16 protein-coding genes and 1 pseudogene are annotated in these 17581 nt (G+C 62.9%); 11 read left to right on the top strand and 6 right to left on the bottom strand.

The features are described 5' to 3' along the window. Positions 1-363 precede the first annotated feature (363 nt). Complete coding sequence (gene acs / locus AC1DVN_RS06195) at positions 364-2295, top strand: acetate--CoA ligase (protein WP_021342686.1); 1932 nt, start codon at positions 364-366, stop codon at positions 2293-2295. 37 nt (positions 2296-2332) lie between these two features. Here the strand turns inward: acs and AC1DVN_RS06200 are convergent, their stop codons facing one another. Beyond that, the gene (locus AC1DVN_RS06200) at positions 2333-2758 is read right to left on the bottom strand and encodes a MarR family transcriptional regulator (protein ID WP_041815521.1); all 426 of its coding nucleotides are present in this window, start codon (positions 2756-2758) and stop codon (positions 2333-2335) included. Positions 2759-2865: 107 nt separating this feature from the next. Here AC1DVN_RS06200 and AC1DVN_RS06205 point away from each other — a divergent pair, with 107 nt between their 5' ends. The 5 genes from AC1DVN_RS06205 to AC1DVN_RS06225 all read left to right on the top strand — a co-directional run bounded on the left by AC1DVN_RS06205 (position 2866) and on the right by AC1DVN_RS06225 (position 8627). After that, positions 2866-3945 carry a substrate-binding domain-containing protein gene (locus AC1DVN_RS06205; RefSeq protein WP_020905975.1) on the top strand — a complete coding sequence of 360 codons (1080 nt, stop codon included), beginning with the start codon at positions 2866-2868 and terminating at the stop codon, positions 3943-3945. A gap of 110 nt (positions 3946-4055) precedes the next feature. Then, positions 4056-4676, top strand: a complete 621-nt coding sequence (locus AC1DVN_RS06210; RefSeq protein WP_019746631.1) for an AmiS/UreI family transporter — start codon at positions 4056-4058, stop codon at positions 4674-4676. A gap of 26 nt (positions 4677-4702) precedes the next feature. After that, positions 4703-5740, top strand: a complete 1038-nt coding sequence (locus tag AC1DVN_RS06215; RefSeq protein WP_019746630.1) for an aliphatic amidase — start codon at positions 4703-4705, stop codon at positions 5738-5740. Positions 5741-5750: 10 nt separating this feature from the next. After that, positions 5751-6806: an AAA family ATPase gene (locus AC1DVN_RS06220; RefSeq protein ID WP_019746629.1), complete on the top strand. Its 1056-nt coding sequence runs from the start codon at positions 5751-5753 to the stop codon at positions 6804-6806. A 135-nt stretch (positions 6807-6941) separates the two neighbouring features. Further along, a complete protein-coding gene (locus AC1DVN_RS06225) occupies positions 6942-8627 on the top strand; it encodes a purine-cytosine permease family protein (protein ID WP_019746628.1) in 1686 nt (561 codons plus the stop codon). Positions 8628-8664: 37 nt separating this feature from the next. On the opposite strand, the pseudogene AC1DVN_RS06230 reads toward AC1DVN_RS06225, so the two are convergent. After that, positions 8665-9951, bottom strand: a pseudogene (locus AC1DVN_RS06230) (MFS transporter); the annotation flags it as partial. A 173-nt stretch (positions 9952-10124) separates the two neighbouring features. On the opposite strand from AC1DVN_RS06230, the gene nhaA reads away from it, so the two are divergent. The 3 genes from nhaA to AC1DVN_RS06245 are packed head-to-tail and all read left to right on the top strand — an operon-like array spanning position 10125 to position 12916. Beyond that, the gene (nhaA, locus tag AC1DVN_RS06235) at positions 10125-11459 is read left to right on the top strand and encodes a Na+/H+ antiporter NhaA (protein ID WP_019746626.1); all 1335 of its coding nucleotides are present in this window, start codon (positions 10125-10127) and stop codon (positions 11457-11459) included. After that, positions 11456-11965, top strand: coding sequence for a phage holin family protein (locus AC1DVN_RS06240; RefSeq protein ID WP_019746625.1), 510 nt, complete (start codon positions 11456-11458; stop codon positions 11963-11965). The genes nhaA and AC1DVN_RS06240 overlap by 4 nt, the downstream gene beginning before the upstream one ends. 15 nt (positions 11966-11980) lie before the next feature. Next, positions 11981-12916: an alpha/beta fold hydrolase gene (locus AC1DVN_RS06245; protein ID WP_019746624.1), complete on the top strand. Its 936-nt coding sequence runs from the start codon at positions 11981-11983 to the stop codon at positions 12914-12916. 3 nt (positions 12917-12919) lie between these two features. Here the strand turns inward: AC1DVN_RS06245 and AC1DVN_RS06250 are convergent, their stop codons facing one another. From AC1DVN_RS06250 to nth, 4 genes are read right to left on the bottom strand one after another with little or no spacing between them, the layout of a single operon-like run. Continuing rightward, positions 12920-14110 carry a MarP family serine protease gene (locus AC1DVN_RS06250; protein ID WP_019746623.1) on the bottom strand — a complete coding sequence of 397 codons (1191 nt, stop codon included), beginning with the start codon at positions 14108-14110 and terminating at the stop codon, positions 12920-12922. Then, the gene (locus AC1DVN_RS06255) at positions 14107-14826 is read right to left on the bottom strand and encodes an NUDIX hydrolase (protein ID WP_019746622.1); all 720 of its coding nucleotides are present in this window, start codon (positions 14824-14826) and stop codon (positions 14107-14109) included. Before AC1DVN_RS06255 ends, AC1DVN_RS06250 begins: the two co-directional genes overlap by 4 nt. Next, positions 14823-15476, bottom strand: coding sequence for a TlpA family protein disulfide reductase (locus AC1DVN_RS06260; RefSeq protein ID WP_019746621.1), 654 nt, complete (start codon positions 15474-15476; stop codon positions 14823-14825). The genes AC1DVN_RS06255 and AC1DVN_RS06260 overlap by 4 nt, the downstream gene beginning before the upstream one ends. Positions 15477-15482: 6 nt before the next feature. Further along, complete coding sequence (nth, locus tag AC1DVN_RS06265; protein ID WP_003943471.1) at positions 15483-16268, bottom strand: endonuclease III; 786 nt, start codon at positions 16266-16268, stop codon at positions 15483-15485. 80 nt (positions 16269-16348) lie between these two features. On the opposite strand from nth, the gene AC1DVN_RS06270 reads away from it, so the two are divergent. Next, positions 16349-16621 (top strand): hypothetical protein, encoded by a 273-nt coding sequence (locus AC1DVN_RS06270; RefSeq protein WP_019746620.1) that lies wholly within the window; start codon positions 16349-16351, stop codon positions 16619-16621. Between the two features lie 255 nt (positions 16622-16876). Then, the gene (locus AC1DVN_RS06275) at positions 16877-17551 is read left to right on the top strand and encodes a Crp/Fnr family transcriptional regulator (protein ID WP_003943506.1); all 675 of its coding nucleotides are present in this window, start codon (positions 16877-16879) and stop codon (positions 17549-17551) included. The last annotated feature ends 30 nt before the right edge of the window (positions 17552-17581 follow it).

Genomic DNA, 17581 nt, shown 5'->3' on the forward strand with positions numbered 1-17581 from the left:
GGAATTCCTTCCACATCTAAGTGACCCCGAGCATGCTCGCGGCCTGCCGACAGCCGTAACTGCCGGCGTCGTGTCGCCTACAACTGAAAGTGAACGTGACTTCGAGTTGCGGTCGAATAATGGTTTGACAATAGACACATCGAACCCGAAGCGCGCACCGCACCCATTGTTGGAAAATTGGGGGTAATTGAATTCGGGCACATTCATTCGTCGGCGGAAGTGACCACCCGTCGCATCGATTCGACCGATCGTCGCAGGACAACGGGTTGCAACGTGATGCAACGGTGCGTTTGAGCGAGCTTGTGACTACCCTCACACGGAGTCAGAAAAGTGTCGATCAATGTGGAAAGAAGGCCGTCAGCCATGACAAGCGCAGCCGAAACAGACGTCCCCCAGGCATATCCGCCGAGCGCAGAGTTCGCTGCGGCCGCCAACGCGGGACCGGAGTTGCAGGCTGCCGCAGATACCGACCGCCTCGCTTTCTGGGCGAATCAGGCTGAGCGCCTTCACTGGCACGAGAAATGGACCGACGTCCTCGACTGGACCGACGCCCCCGTCGCCAAATGGTTCGTCGGCGGAAAACTCAACGTCGCCTACAACTGCGTCGACCGCCACGTCCTCGCAGGCAACGGCGACCGCGTCGCCATTGCATTCGAAGGCGAACCAGGCGATTCCCGGAATCTGACCTACAACGACCTCCTCGCCGAAGTCAGCCGCGCCGCAAACACTTTCACCGACCTCGGCCTCGTCGCCGGTGACCGCGTAGCGATCTACATGCCGATGATCCCCGAAGCGATCGTCACCATGCTCGCCTGCGCCCGCCTCGGCCTGACCCACTCGGTCGTCTTCGCCGGATTCTCCGCCACTGCCCTACGCTCGCGCATCGACGACGCCCAAGCCAAGCTCGTCGTCACCGTCGACGGCCAGTGGCGACGCGGCGCCGCAGCACCCATCAAAACAGCGGTCGACGAATCCGTCGCCGGCGCCGACTCCGTCCAGAACGTGTTGGTGGTCAACCGGACCGGCATCGACGTCGAGTGGACCGACGGCCGCGACCTGTGGTGGCACGAGACCGTCGCGCAGGCCTCACCTGAGCACGAAGCGCAGGCCTTCGACGCCGAACATCCCCTGTTCATCCTCTACACCTCCGGCACCACCGGTAAGCCCAAGGGCATCATCCACACCTCCGGCGGCTACCTCACCCAGGCGTCGTACACCCACCACAACGTCTTCGATCACAAAGCGGGACAAGACGTCTACTGGTGCACCGCCGACATCGGCTGGGTCACCGGACACTCTTACATCGTCTACGGCCCCCTCTCCAACGGTGTCACCCAGGTCGTCTACGAAGGCACCCCCAACTCCCCGAACGAGCACCGCCACTTCGACATCATCGAGAAGTACGGCGTCTCCATCTACTACACCGCACCCACCCTCGTGCGCACGTTCATGAAGTGGGGCCGGGAAATCCCCGACGCCCACGACCTGTCCTCGATCCGCTTGCTCGGATCTGTGGGCGAGCCCATCAACCCCGAAGCGTGGCGCTGGTTCCGCGACGTCATCGGCGGCAACAAGGCCCCCATCGTCGACACCTGGTGGCAGACCGAGACCGGCGCGATCATGATCTCCCCGCTGCCCGGTATCACCGCCACCAAGCCCGGATCCGCGATGGCACCGCTGCCGGGCATTTCCGCGAAGATCGTCGACGACGACGCCAAGCCCCTCGGCCCCGGCGGCAACGGTTACCTCGTCCTCGACGAGCCGTGGCCGGCGATGCTCCGCGGCATCTGGGGCGACATGGACCGCTACCGCGACACCTACTGGTCCCGCTACGCCGAAGAAGGCTGGTACTTCGCCGGTGACGGCGCCAAGTACGACGACGACGGCGCCCTCTGGGTCCTCGGCCGCGTCGACGACGTCATGAACGTCTCCGGTCACCGCATCTCCACCTCCGAGGTGGAATCGGCACTGGTGAACCATCACGGAGTCGCCGAAGCCGCCGTCGTCGGTGCCGCGGACGAGACCACCGGACAGGGCATCGTCGCGTTCGTCATCCTGCGCGAAGGCGTCGAGAACACCGGTGAGGTTCTGATCGCCGAGCTCAAGGCGCAGGTCTCCACCGACATCAGCCCCATCGCCAAGCCGCGTCAGATCACGATCGTGCCGGAACTGCCAAAAACCCGATCAGGCAAGATCATGCGCCGCCTCCTGCGCGACGTCGCCGAAGGCCGCGACCTCGGAGACACCTCAACCCTGGTCGATCCCAAGGTATTCGACGCAATCCGCGGCAAGTAGGGCCTTCGGCCCCCGTGCGCCTTTCTGGTAGTCCCCACTACCGGAAAGGCGCACAGGGGCGGAGCCCCTCTCGCAACTTCACTTCCTCTTTCGACGTCAGCCAAGACTCCTCGGCCACGCGAATGTCTGCGGCAACCCGCTTGTGCAGAGACTTTCCACGCGAGGAGAGAAACACGCGCACCTTCCGGCGATCGTCCTCACCGACCTCCCGATAGATCAGCGCAAGCGAGACCAACTTGTCCGCAACTCGCGTCAGCGTCGGAGCCGGTGTTCCCGTTCGATCGCGCAGCTCAGCCATCGTCAGCCCCTCGGTCGACGCCAAGGCTTCGAGCGTCATCCAGTGATCGAGAGTGAGATTCTCAGCCGCCAGCGTCTTCTCCGCCGCTGCCGCGGCCATTCGAGCCGCTCGGACCAGCGCGGTCGTCAGCGAAGCATCAAGAATTCCGGAGTCACTTTTTCCCACTGATCGCTCCCCCGCTGTTGCGTACTTCACACTTCTCGGGCAATACTTTCAAATGAAATGATAGTAACCCAGGCCAGGCCGCTGACTTCCGATTCCGGCGGCGACGCATGAGCGCTACCGGCGCGCTCGAACGCGCGCGCAGCGCCGTATGGCGCCTGGGCATGGTGGTTCCCCTCCAAGGACCGGCCGGACTGTTCGGTCCGTCGTGTGAGGCGATCAGCGAATTGGCCGCCCGCGACCTCAACAACTCCGGCGGCGTACTGGGACGCGAAGTCCAGATCGAAGTGATCGACGGCGGCGCCTCGCCGGGCGTCGTCGCAGCCCGCGTGCAACAGCTACTCGACGCAGGTGACATCGACGCCGTCAGCGGTTGGCACATCTCCTCGGTCCGCCACGCACTCGCACCGGTGGTCGCAGGCCGTATTCCGTACTCGTACACCTCGCTCTACGAGGGCGGCGAGGTCAGACCAGGAATCTACTGTTCAGGCGAAACACCACGACAGCAGATCGCGCCGGCACTGAAGTGGCTGCGCGACAACGTCGGAGCGCGCAAGTGGTTCGTCGTCGGCGACGACTACATCTGGCCTCACAGCTCGCTCGGGGCCGTGAGGCAATTCGCCACCGAACTCGACCTCACCCTGGTCGGCGGTTCGTTTGTCGATCTGGGGCGCGGCAACATGAAGCAGTTGGTCGAGACCGTCTCGAACTCCGGTTGCGACGGCGTGATCATGCTCCTCGTCGGGCAGGACGCCGTCGACTTCAACCGAGCCTTCGCCCGCCGAGGCCTCGACGAGTCGATGATCCGGTTCAGCCCGTTGATGGAAGAAAACATGCTGCTCGCAAGCGGCCCCCGCGCAACCCGGAACCTGTTTGCCTCGGCAGCGTACTTCCGCTCGATGGTCGACGGTAACTCCATGGACCTGCTCGGGCGCTACATCGCACTGCACGGCGCGCACGCCCCGGCACTGAACAACGCTGCCGAGTCGTGTTACGAAGGGATACATACCCTTTCGGCCCTGGTTCGACGCGCCGACAGCACCCACCCGCACGCCCTGGACGCCGTCGTCGAAGGCGCCGCGTACGACGGCCCTCGCGGAACCGTCGAGTTTCGCGATCGCGTTGCACGACAGAAGATTCAGCTGGCCGTCGCCGACGGACTCGACTTCTCGATCATCGCCACCCTCTGAAACCTTCCCCTGAGATCCACCTCTTGACTTCTGTGGCGCGCATCACTTAGTTTCATTTGGAATCATTTCATTTGAAAGTAACCCGTCCCGAAAGTAACCGGAGGTGCCCGATGGGCAGTGTTGGTTTGCTTTACGTGGGAGCCGTCCTCTTCGTCAACGGACTGATGCTGCTCGGCACAGTTCCCGTTCGATCCGCCTCGGTCCTCAACCTCTTCGTCGGCGCACTTCAATGCGTCGTCCCCACCGTTTTGTTGATTCAGGCACAGGGAGATTCGAGCGCCGTCCTGGCGGCCTCAGGTCTCTACCTGTTCGGATTCACCTACCTCTACGTGGGAATCAGCAATCTCGCCGGCTTCGAACCGGAAGGAATCGGGTGGTTCTCACTGTTCGTCGCGTGCGCCGCGCTCGTGTACTCCTTCCTCTCGTTCACGGTGAGCAACGACCCCGTCTTCGGGGTCATCTGGCTCGCATGGGCAGCACTGTGGACGCTGTTCTTCCTGGTGCTCGGCCTCGGCCGCGAGAACCTCAGCCGCTTCACCGGCTGGGCAGCAGTCCTGCTGAGCCAGCCCACCTGCACTGTTCCTGCCTTTCTGATCCTGACCGACAACTTCCACACCACACCCGCGGTAGCCGCCGGTTGGGCCGGAGCGCTTCTGGTTCTCCTCGGCCTGGCCAAGATCCTCGCCGCACCCAAAGCCGCAGTACCCCAGACTCATCCAGTCTTCAACTGATCCACACAACCAAGGAGTGAAAGACAATGCGACACGGTGACATCTCCTCGAGCAACGACACGGTCGGCGTAGCAGTAGTCAACTACAAGATGCCCCGCCTGCACGATCGCGCCGGAGTTCTCGAGAACGCGCGCAAGATCGCCGACATGATGATCGGCATGAAGACCGGACTCCCCGGAATGGATCTGGTGGTATTCCCCGAATACTCCACGCAGGGAATCATGTACAACGAAGAGGAGATGTATGCGACAGCGGCAACCATCCCCGGTGACGAGACCGCAATCTTTTCCGCCGCTTGCCGCGAGGCCGATACCTGGGGAATCTTCTCCATCACCGGTGAACAGCACGAAGACCACCCGAACAAGCCGCCGTACAACACGTTGATTCTCATCGACAACAAGGGCGAAATCGTTCAGAAATACCGAAAGATCCTGCCCTGGTGCCCCATCGAAGGTTGGTACCCCGGCGACACCACGTACGTATCCGAGGGTCCCAAGGGCCTGAAGATCTCGCTCATCATCTGCGACGACGGCAACTACCCGGAGATCTGGCGTGACTGCGCGATGAAGGGTGCAGAACTCATCGTCCGCTGCCAGGGCTACATGTACCCCGCCAAGGACCAGCAGGTGATGATGTCCAAGGCAATGGCCTGGGCCAACAATTGTTATGTGGCAGTTGCCAATGCGGCCGGATTCGACGGCGTCTACTCCTACTTCGGACACTCCGCGATCATCGGATTCGACGGTCGGACGTTGGGTGAAACCGGTGAGGAGGAATACGGAATCCAGTACGCACAGCTGTCCGTTTCCGCCATTCGCGATGCACGCGAGAACGATCAGTCCCAGAACCACATCTTCAAGCTCCTTCACCGCGGATACTCCGGCGTGCACGCTGCAGGAGACGGAGACAAGGGCGTCGCGGACTGCCCGTTCGAGTTCTACAAGCTGTGGGTCACCGATGCCCAGAAGGCTCAGGAACGCGTCGAGGCCATCACCCGAGACACAGTGGGCGTAGCGGACTGCCGCGTCGGAAACCTGCCGGTCGAGAAGACAATCGAAGTTTAAGGATCTCGCTGTGCCGTATATCACCGACATGCTCCATGACCGGAACAGTGCAGCACCGCCACCAGCCGAGGAACGATCCGAACCCGTACCGGTCGGGGCCTTCGACGCTCGCAAGCTCTCGAAAGCCCTCAGTTCCAAGATCGTCGGACAACAGGCCGCCGTCGACGCAGTGGTTCGGGCGATTTCGATCGCGCATGTCGGTGCCACGGATCCGACGCGTCCGCTCGCCAACATCCTTCTGGTCGGCCCCACCGGCGTCGGCAAGACGGAGTTGGTGCGGCGCGTGGCCGCGGAACTACGGTCCGGGCCCGACGATCTGTGCCGCATCGACATGAATGCTCTTGCTCAAGAGCATTATGCGGCGTCGTTCTCCGGGGCACCGCCTGGGTACGCCGGCAGCAAGGAGTCCTTCACACTGTTCGACAAGAACACCGTCGAGGGCGATCCGTACACCCCCGGAATCGTCCTGTTCGACGAAGTGGAGAAGGCCGACCCCACCGTTCTACGTGCGCTCCTGCAGGTCCTCGACAACGGCGAACTCCGGTTGGCGAACGGTCAGCAGAAGATCTCGTTCCGCAACAGCTACGTGTTCCTGACCTCGAATCTCGGTTCTGCTGCGGTGGCGGAACGTCGACGGTCCCGGGTGCGGCAGCTCGCCGATCGCGTCCGGATCGATCGACCACACCATGGTCACCACTTGGTGCAGCGCGCTCTCGAGAAGTTCTTCGACCCCGAGTTCTTCAACCGCATCGACGAAACCGTGATCCTCGACGAGTTCGACGAACAGACCGCAGAACAAGTGACCCGGCTCGAGATCGAACTGATCACGACTCGGTTGGCCAGGAGAGGCGTCGACGTCGACGTGGACGACAGCGCCGTCGCACTGTTGCAACGGCGCGGATTCGATCCGGTGTACGGAGCACGTGGCCTGCGCCGAACCATCCGAAACGTCTTGGCCGACCCGGTGGCCGCCGCCGTTCTCGACCTACGACCAGTCGGGACGCAGCCACTCGCCTTGCAGGCGCGGGCAGTTGGTGATCAGATACAGGTAAAGAAAGTCCCATGAGTGCTCGCTCACGTTGCGGATCGAATCCGCAACGTGGGCGACACATTTCAAACATGTCCGCGTAACGCCACCTCCCTAGGTTGGGTGCCTGCACCACAAAGTGCACATGCACAGGCACCCAGGGGAAGTGACGTCATGACAGCAGTGAACGAGCAGGTGTCCGCCGGCGCACCGGACAGGGCAGATCTCGGTGAGAACGCCGCACTGAAGGAGACTCTGGAGGACTACACCCTCCGATTTGCGCCACGCAGCTACCGCAAATGGGGAACCGGCGTCGTCGCGACCTCCGCACTCGGCGGAATCGCGTATCTCGCAGACTTCTCGATCGGCGCCAACATCGGCATCTCGTACGGCACCGGTAACGCATTGCTGGGCATCGCCGTGTTTGCCGTCGTCATCATGGCCACCGGCTTCCCACTCGCCTACTACGCCGCGCGATACAACATCGACCTCGATTTGATCACGCGCGGAAGCGGTTTCGGCTACTACGGCTCCGTGGTCACCAACGTCATCTTCGCGACGTTCACCTTCATCTTCTTCGCGCTCGAAGGTTCCATCATGGCCCAGGGTTTGAAACTGGGGCTCGGGATCCCACTCTCGATCGGCTACGCGGTCTCGACCCTGATGGTCATTCCACTGGTCATCTACGGAATGAAGGCTCTGGCAAAGCTCCAAGTGTGGACGACGCCTCTGTGGCTCGTCATGATGGTGCTGCCGTTCCTGTATCTGCTGTTCAAGCACCCAGATTCGGTGAGCGCGTTCTTCGCCTTCGGCGGTGAGGACGGCGCAAACGGCAAGGGCGTCAACTTCGGATCGGTGATGCTGGCCGCGGGTGTCTGCCTGTCGCTGATCGCACAGATCGCCGAGCAGATCGACTACCTACGCTTCATGCCGCCCAAGACGCCGGAGAACACCCGTCGTTGGTGGGCTGCAGTAATTCTCGCGGGGCCCGGCTGGGTCATCTTCGGCGCGTTCAAGCAGATCGTCGGACTGTTCCTCGCCGTGTACATCATCGCGAACGTCGTCGACGGATCTTCGATCGCCAACCAGCCCGTGCACCAGTTTCTCGAGATCTACCAGGACATGATGCCGCACTGGCTGGCCATGACCCTTGCCGTGATCCTCGTGGTCATCAGCCAGATCAAGATCAACGTCACCAACGCGTACTCCGGCTCACTGGCCTGGACCAACTCGTACACCCGCGTCACCAAGACCTACCCGGGACGCATGATCTTCGTTCTGGTCAACCTGGCGATCGCACTGATCTTGATGGAAGCCAACATGTTCGACTTCCTCAACACGATCCTGGGCTTCTACGCCAACTGCGGTATCGCCTGGGTCGTGGTCGTCGCCTCCGACATCGCGATCAACAAGTACTGGTTGAAGCTCTCCCCGAAGGTCCCCGAGTTCCGACGCGGGATGCTCTACGACGTCAACCCCGTCGGCTTCGTGTCGATGCTGCTGGCCGCGGGCATTTCGATCCTGGTGTTCTTCGGCGCATTCGGTTCGGCGATCAAGCCGTTCTCCCCAATCGTCGCGATCGTCATCGCACTGGTGATGCCGCCGGTCCTCGCCGTCGCCACCAAGGGCAAGTACTACCTACGACGCACCGACGACGGCATCGACCTGCCGATGTTCGACGAGTACGGGAACCCCTCGGGTGAAACGCTTCTGTGCTGCGTCAGCGGCATCGAGTTCGAGCGACCCGACATGCTCGCGTCGAACGTTCCCGGCCCCAACGGCGAGAAGCAGTACATCAGTTCCTTGGCCTTGAGCACCGACAAGACCGGTGAGCACGTCCTGCCTGCTCAGCTTCCCTGACAACTGCTGTGCGCCTTTATTAACCGCCGGGGGTTAATAAGCCGTAGTTCTTCGCGAGGTAGACGGCGATGAACGGCGCCACCGCAGCGCCCAGAATGCTGGCGGTGTTGTACGCGATTCCCGAGCCCGTGTAGCGGACGTTGGTCGGGAAGAGTTCCGGGAGAACGGCACTCATCGGTCCGAAGGTCAGGCCCATGAGCAGCATGCCCACGATGAGGAACGCCAACATACGACCGTCGTTCATTCCGTCCGGTTCGAGGAACACGCCGAAGGTCAAGCCGAACACCATGATCAGGCCGGTGATGATCAGCAGTGTGATACGACGCCCGTAGCGGTCGGCAAGCCAACCCGAGACCGGCACGGCGGCAGCGAAGAACACGACTGCGATGAGCTGCAGGACAAGGAAATCGGTGTACTTGAAGCCGGCGCCAGTTCCGCCGTCGGCCGCCGTCTTGCCGGTTCCGTGGCTGAGTACCCAGGTGGTCATGATGTAGAAGAGCGTGTACGTCGCGAGCATCACGAACGTACCGATGATGAGCTGACGCCAGCTGGTCTTGAATACCTCGGCGACCGGGGTCTTGACCTTCTCGCCGCGCTCGACTGCACGCGCGAACACCGGGGTCTCTTCGAGCTTGAGCCTGACGTACAGGCCGATCATCACCATGATTGCGCTGAGCAGGAACGGAATTCGCCATCCCCAGCTCAGGAAGGCACCCTCAAGGTCCGGGCTGGAATTGTCGTGGTTCATGAACAGCGTGATGATCAGGAACAGTCCGTTGGCCATGAAGAAGCCGATGGGTGCACCGAGCTGCGGCCACATGGCTGCCCAGGCCCGCTTGCCTTCCTTGGCCGTCTCGGTCGCGAGCAGAGCCGCGCCCGACCATTCGCCGCCGAGTCCGAGGCCCTGACAGAAACGCATGAGCGCCAACAACGCCGGGGCCAGCAGACCGATCTGGTGATAAGTGGGCAGCAGTCCGATGAGGAAGGTCGCGATACCCATCGTCAGCAGCGAGCCGACCAGAGTTGCCTTGCGTCCGACGCGGTCACCGAAATGCCCGAAGAGAATCGAGCCGAGGGGACGGGCGACAAACGCGAGGCCGAACGTCGCCAACGACGCGAGAAGCGCGGTGGTGTCGTTGCCCTTCGGGAAGAACAGGTGCGGGAACACCGATACTGCCGCTGTTGCATAGATGTAGAAGTCGTAGAACTCGATGGACGTACCCACCATGCTGGCAACCACGATTCGGCTGCGCGGCACTCCGGCGACGGTATCTGCGTCGCTGCCCTCCGGCTTGGGTGGGTTCTCACTGACTGACGTGCTCAAAACATGCTCCTGCGCCGTTATACGAAAATTGTCCAATTGGTGGGATGGTGTCCCAATCAGTAGGAATTGAACACCCGCGGGGTTTTCCGGCGCAAATTCGGTTCGCTAATTCGGCTCAGCGAGCAATCCGCGATAAAATCCCGTAAAGGTGAGCCGGGAAGTCTGGTCGGCACGTGCATTCGATGCTTTACAACGTCGATCACGTTCATGTCTGTTGCATCCGAACTCGGGTGCACGAACAAAGGTCGTCCCCACGCGTGATCTCCACTTTGCGTTCCGAACTGTCCCGCTATCTCCGCACCGAAACGGTGGGCGGATCGATACTGCTCATCGCCGCTGCCGTCGCTCTGATCTGGGTGAACTCACCTTTCGGTGAGAGCTACATCGCACTGCGCGACTTCCAGATCGGCCCGTCTGCACTCCATCTGGACCTCAGCCTTGGCACCTGGGCGCAAGACGGACTGCTTGCCGTCTTCTTCTTCGTCGCCGGCCTCGAACTCAAACGCGAACTGGTGGTCGGCGAGCTCGCGGACCGCAAAGCCGCGATGCTCCCGATCATCGCGGCGTGCGGCGGCGTCCTGGTCCCCGCGATCATCGCGGCGTCCATCGGCTTCGGCACTCCAGGTATGGACAAGGGCTGGGCCATTCCCGTCGCGACGGACATCGCTTTTGCCCTCGGCGTGCTCGCTCTCACCGGATCGAAGATCCCCGCAAGCGCCCGAGTCTTCCTGCTCAGCCTGGCCGTCGTCGACGATCTGCTCGCCATCATCCTCATCGCCGTACTGTTCACCGGCTCCCTCGCGATGTTGTGGCTGCTGACCGCGGCCGCAGCCCTCGCTGTCTACGCCTACGCCCAGCACAAGCGCATCACGACGCCGTTCCTCTACGTCCCGCTGGCACTACTGACCTGGTACGCGATGCACGAAGCGGGGATACACGCCACACTCGCGGGCGTCGCGCTCGGCCTACTCACCCGTGTCAGGCGCGATCCGGACGAGGAATACGCGCCGGGCAGCCGCCTCGAGCACCGCATTCAGCCGTACTCCGCAGGCTTCTGCGTCCCCGTGTTCGCACTGTTCGCCTCCGGTGTTCCGATCAACGCCGCGGTACTCGGCGACATTTTCACCGACCCCGTCGGGCAATCGGTTGTCGTCGGCCTTCTGGTCGGAAAGACCGTCGGAATCTTCGGAATTTCCCTGCTCGCGATCAAATTGGGCATAGCCACCAAGCCCAAGACACTGGAATTGAGAGACATGTTTGCCCTCTCAGTTCTCGGTGGCATCGGGTTCACCGTTAGCCTGCTTGTAGCAGACCTCGCATTGGACGGGGTCGGCGATGGCAGCGAGGCCGAGATAGCGAAGGCCGCAGTTCTCGTGACATCGTTGGTGGCATCGCTGATCGGATCAGCGCTGCTGTGGCGACGTGGACGAGTTCATGCGGCTCGAGACGACGCTTCCACCGCCATTGCCACGGACGCGAGAGAACTACCTGGAGAGGTCGACAAGTGAGCTTGACCAACGGAGAGAGCCAGCGCTTCACCGGAGATGGAGTACCGAACACGGTCTCGTCCATCCCTCTCACCGATGTGGACGCCCGCACGCCGGGTGAGGCCACCATCGGGGCCCTCGTCAAGGACGCGACCGCACAGGTCTCCACCCTCGTGCGCGCCGAGGTTGAACTTGCCAAGGCCGAGGTCACGGGCGAGGTCAAGAAGGGTCTGCAGGGCAGTGTCTTCTTCATCCTGGCCTTCACGGTTCTGCTGTTCAGCTCGTTCTTCTTCTTTTTCTTCTTGGCCGAGATGCTCGATACCTGGGTGCCGCGCTGGCTGGCGTTCCTCATCGTCTTCCTGATCATGGTGGTGACCACCGCGATTCTGGCGCTGCTCGGTTATCTGCGTGTGCGCAAGCTGAGGGCTCCGGAGAAGACGATCGAATCGCTCAAGCAGGCCAAGAACGTCCTTCCCGGCAGCCATGACGACGCAAAGCCGTCTGTCGATTTCAACGCGCGCCGGTAGCGAGTCTGATCGAAAGTGGCAGCCCCAGATCCATCCACCGTCAGGTTCGACGGCCCCTGGATTCACCGGGACATTCACGCCAACGGCATCCGGTTTCACGTCGTCGAGGTAGGCGACGCGGAGCCGGATGCTCCGTTGGTGGTCCTGTTGCACGGATTCGCCGATTTCTGGTGGTCCTGGCGCCATCAGTTGACGGCACTGTCGGAGCAGGGATTCCGCGTCGTCGCCATGGATCTTCGTGGGTACGGCGATTCCGACAAGCCCCCTCGCGGCTACGACGGTTGGACGCTCGCCGGTGACGTAGCCGGTCTCATTCGTGCGATGGGTTACGGCAAGGCCACGCTGATCGGTCATGCCGACGGCGGGTTGGTGTGCTGGGCGACCGCGCTCCTGCATCCACGCCTGGTGCGGTCGATCGCGTTGATCTCGTCGCCACACCCGATGGCACTCAAGAAAGCAGTCGTGCGCGACCCATATCAGCGCCGCGCGCTTTTGCCCTCGTTCCTGGCCTATCAGGTACCGCTACGCCCGGAACGTCGGTTGACGGCCGACAACGGCGCCGAGGTGGAGCGTCTGGTTCGCTCGCGGTCCGGCCCCACCTGGCCGCAGCAACCCGAGTTCGCGGACGTGATGACCAAGATGCGGGCCGCGATCCGGATCCCGGGCGTCGCGCATTCCACGCTGGAGTACCAGCGCTGGGCCTTCCGCAGCCAGCTCCGGCCCGAGGGTCGTCGTTTCATGCGTTTGATGGATCAGGTTCTTCGCATTCCGATCGTCCAGATTCACGGCGAACTCGACCCGTACGTGCTCACCCGTACCGTGCGGCGCGACAAGCATTGGGCTCCCGGCGAAAAACTGCGCACCATTGCCGGAGTTGGTCACTACGCGCATCAGGAAGCCCCCGAGCGCGTCAACCGCGAACTCGAGGACTTCCTCCTTACGGAGAAGTGACCGCTACAGAATGCAGGCGCCTGTCGGCACCGGCGTCGACGCCGAGGCAGCCGCGTTCAACTGGCGCGATACTTCCTGGGCGGTGAGGACGAATCCGGTGTCGCTGTCGTCGACGGCAGCACCGAACACGACGCCGAGGACGCGCCCCTGATCGTCGACCATCGGCCCACCAGAGTTGCCCTGCCTGATGGATCCGCGGACGGTGTAGACCTCACGTTGAGTGGTTCCGGCCTTGTAGATGTCCGGTCCGTTCAGGTTCAGGACCTCACGAACGCGGGCTGCGCTGGCCGTGTACGGACCGCCGCCGGGGTAACCGAGCACCAACGCGTTGTCGCCGGTCTGAGCCTGCTCCGGAGCAAACGGCAGCACCGGTGCGTCCAGTCCGGGAACCGCCAGAATCGCGATGTCGACGGCGGAGTCGAAGAGAACCACCTGCGCGGGCAGCGCGCCCTCCATGGTGTCCACCGTGATGCTCTCGGTTCCGGCAACCACGTGTGCGTTGGTCATGACGCGTTCGGGGGCGACGATGAATCCGGATCCCTCGAGCGCGCGCTGGCAACTCGGTGCGACACCGTTGATGCGTAGAACACTCGGACGCAACTGCGCCGCCAACGGACTGGCCAGAACGCTCGCGTCGGGTGCTTCGACCTCGGTGATGGGCGTACGCCCGAACGGGCCGATGACGTCCGGCAGGCCGGAGGTGTCGAGCAACGCCGAAAACTCCGTCGGGATGCGGCGCAGCCACTGCGGCGCCAGTTCGTCCACGCTGGCGAGAACATCCGAACCACGAACAGCGGCGGCAATATTCGGCTGCGACGAAGAAGTGAGCGGAATCGCGAGCAACCACGCCGCGACCACGACGGCCACCGCCTGTAGACCCGCACCGATGACACTGTCGACGGATCGCGCCGTCGGACTGTGCATTCCGCTGCGCGCCGCGCGTCCGAGCACCATGCCGGCGACTTCGCCGATGATGACCAACACCACGATCAGCGAGATGCCCGCGAGGATGCGCAGCTTGCCTTCGGTGACGTGCACGAGCAGGTGGGGCGCCAACAGAATTCCGGCGACGGCACCGAGGATCACGCCGACAAACGCCAACGCCGACGCCACCGCACCCTGACGCCATCCGGATGTGGCCGCGATGAGGGCGACCAGAACGATGGCGATGTCCACCCAACGAGAACCTGTCATCGCGGCACCGCCGAATCCTCGACACCTTCACCGAACTCGGACAGCGCTGTGTCCAGGTCTCTCACGTCCTCGTAGTTCCACGGAATCTCCCAGCCCGACACCGTGAACAGCGCCGCGAGGATTCCTGCTGTGAACCCCCAGACCAGCATGCCGTCGGCGCGGAACGCCGGGCCCTGGTATCCGAGGGGATGGCGAACCTGAAACCGGTTGTCGGGGTCGAGCAACGTGCGCAGCGGCACCCTGGCCACCCGTCCGACCTCGCCCTCGTCCTGAATCCCCACCGTCGTCGGCTGCTCCCAGTAGCCGAGCACCGGCGTCACGTCGAAACCCGACGGCGGGATGAAGATCTCCGGCAGCACGGTGAGCGGCTGAACTCCGCTCGGATCGAGCCCGGTTTCCTCCTGCGCTTCACGCAGCGCGGTGCCGATGGGGCCGTCGTCGCCCGGATCAGCGGCGCCGCCCGGGAATGCGACCTGTCCGCTGTGCTGACGCATCGTCGACGCCCGTTGGGTCAGCAACACGTCTGCGCCCTCCGGCAAGCCGCCGACTGCGAGAGGGTCTGCCTCACGCGGTCCGCCGAAGAGCACGAGCACCGCGGCCGGACGCGTCACGGTCCCGCGCGGCGCGCGACGCTCGAGGACGGGGTTGATCCGGTGTGGATCGGTGGGCTCGGTGCTGGCGACAGCTCGCAACCACTCGGGAACCGGTGTGCTCATACGACGACTCCCAGATATTGCGCCGCAGCGGCGGCGATTTCGTCCGCACTGCGGAAAGGTTGAGGCAAGACCTTGGCGACTGTTCCATCCGCGCGCACGAGCACCGACACCGGCAGCACCGGCGGTGCGCCCACTGCGATCCGTACCTTGCCGTCACCGTCCTGGACGCCAGGCAAACGCACCGAGTAGTCGATGAGTCGCGTCAAAGCGTTCTCCTGATTCGGATCCGAATGCACCGTCAGAACGTTGATGCTGCCCTCGGCGCGCTCCGCGAATTCCTGAAGGTACGGAAGCTCTTCGGCGCATGGCGCGCACCAGTACGCCCACAAGTTGAGCAGAGTCGGTTTTCCGCCGACCGCTGCGGCAAGGTCGACGGGCCGACCGTCTGACACGCAGTCGAGGGTGATTCCGGCCAGAGCCGAGCCGGCCGGAGCTTCGCCCGTCGGAGTCGGACAGGGAGCCAGTGAGGCCTGGCTACGGAGTTGATCGAGCGATTCCGACGACGGAGTGAACGTCGGCGGCTGATACGCGGACGACGACGGACCCGTGGACGTGGGCGCCGTGTCGTCTCCCCCACGCGGCCAGATCGCCACGACGAGAGCCGCGACGACCACGAGCGCAGCGAGAGACCATCTTCCAGCACTTGTCATCGGCGATCACAACCCTGCCAGGGCGAGCAGATGGTCGGTCTCGGGGCCTTTCACCAGGGCCGCGGCCTCGGTTTTGTCGGTCGGGCCGAGTCCGTACGACGGGCAGTCCTTGGCCAGAACGCACACCCCGCACGCGGGCTTGCGCGCGTGGCAGACCCGTCGGCCGTGAAAGATCACGCGGTGCGAGAGCAGTGTCCATTCCTTACGTTCGATCAGTGCCCCGACGGCGTGTTCCACCTTGACGGCATCTTCTTCCTCGGTCCACTTCCACCGGCGCACGAGCCGACCGAAGTGGGTGTCGACGGTGATTCCCGGGATGTCGAAGGCATTGCCCAGCACGACGTTCGCGGTCTTGCGTCCGATGCCTGGGAGTTTCACCAGATCTTCGAGCTTGTTCGGGACCTGACCGTCGTGGCGTTCGAGTAGCGCCTGACCGAGTCCGATCAACGACGTCGTCTTGTTCCGGTAGAAGCCGGTGGAGCGGATGTACTCCTCGAGTTCGGTCCGATCGGCTTCCGCGTATGCCTTCGCGTCGGGATAGCGGGCGAAGAGCGCCGGCGTGACCATGTTGACGCGGACGTCGGTGCATTGCGCCGACAGGATTGTCGCCACTGCCAGTTCCAACGGAGTCGTGAAGTCGAGTTCGCAATACACGTGCGGGAAAGCCACAGCGAGCTCGCGATTCATCCGACGCGCCCGGCGTACCAATCCGAGGTGTGATTCTTCCTTCCGCGCACCCCCCGAACGCGGTTTCTTCCGCTGCTCTGAACTGCCTGTCGGGGTGGTCTGCACTCAGACAACTGTACGGATACGACATGAGTGGAGACTCCGTCGTGTCGATTCTGAGACCTTCGACGTGTTTACTTCCCCCTATGCAAGGACTCGCAGTAATTCTCTTTCCGCTACTGCTGATGCTCTTTGCCCTGGCGATGGAACGAGTCGAAGGGCGATTGCGTCGGCTCTCGGTTCAAGAGCACGAAGTAGAAGACTTCCTCGATCAGGCAAGTCACGACGACGTCGCCCGCCTGGCAAGCGATGGGTTTCCCCATGCGTTCGCTCGCTTCCACCGGAAGCGGAAGGGCCGTCAGTCGGAGGCTCCCGAGAGCGCCAGCCTGGGCGAAATCCGGACACAACGGGCAAGTTGACGGCCATACAAAGTAGTCACCGCAGCGGATTCCGGAAGAATTTTCGGCTCTTACGTGGCATCAATCACTCGTCGCGAGCTATCGGGACGTAGACTTCGATGCCGTACCTGTTGCATTGAACACAGATTGCATTGGACACAGTGTCTCACTCATGAGGGCTGAGCCTGTGTACGACGGTTTGTGCGCAGCGCGGGTACAAAGATAGTTAGCGCAAAAATGACACCACAAACGAACAAATCCCAACAAGGAGCGCACGTGGACGACGTCCTGGCAAGAGCCGGCATCTTCCAAGGAGTCGAGCCCTCAGCGGTAGCGGCGCTGACAAAGCAGCTGCAGCCCGTCGACTTCCCCCGTGGACATGTCATCTTCAACGAAGGTGAACCCGGTGACCGCCTGTACATCATCGTGTCCGGCAAGGTGAAGATCGGTCGACGCTCACCCGACGGTCGCGAGAACCTACTGACGATCATGGGCCCGTCCGACATGTTCGGCGAACTGTCCATCTTCGACCCCGGCCCCCGCACCTCGACGGCTACGACCGTCACCGAGGTTCGCGCCGTGAGCATGGACCGCGACGCTCTCAAGGCATGGATCCAGCAGCGCCCCGAGATCGCCGAGCAGCTGCTGCGCGTTCTCGCCCGCCGACTGCGTCGTACCAACAACACCCTGGCCGACCTGATCTTCACGGACGTTCCCGGCCGTGTTGCCAAGGCGCTCCTGCAGCTCGCGCAGCGCTTCGGCACTCAGGAAGGTGGCGCCCTGCGCGTCACTCACGACCTCACGCAGGAAGAGATCGCCCAGCTCGTCGGCGCTTCCCGCGAGACCGTCAACAAGGCGCTCGCCGATTTCGCACACCGCGGATGGCTGCGCCTCGAAGGCAAGAGCGTTCTGATCTCGGATTCCGAGCGTCTGGCTCGTCGCGCCCGCTAGTTTCTTCCTTCTCGACTCTTTCGGCCGCTC

It is taken from the genome of Rhodococcus sp. P4_E4 (assembly GCF_056401575.1).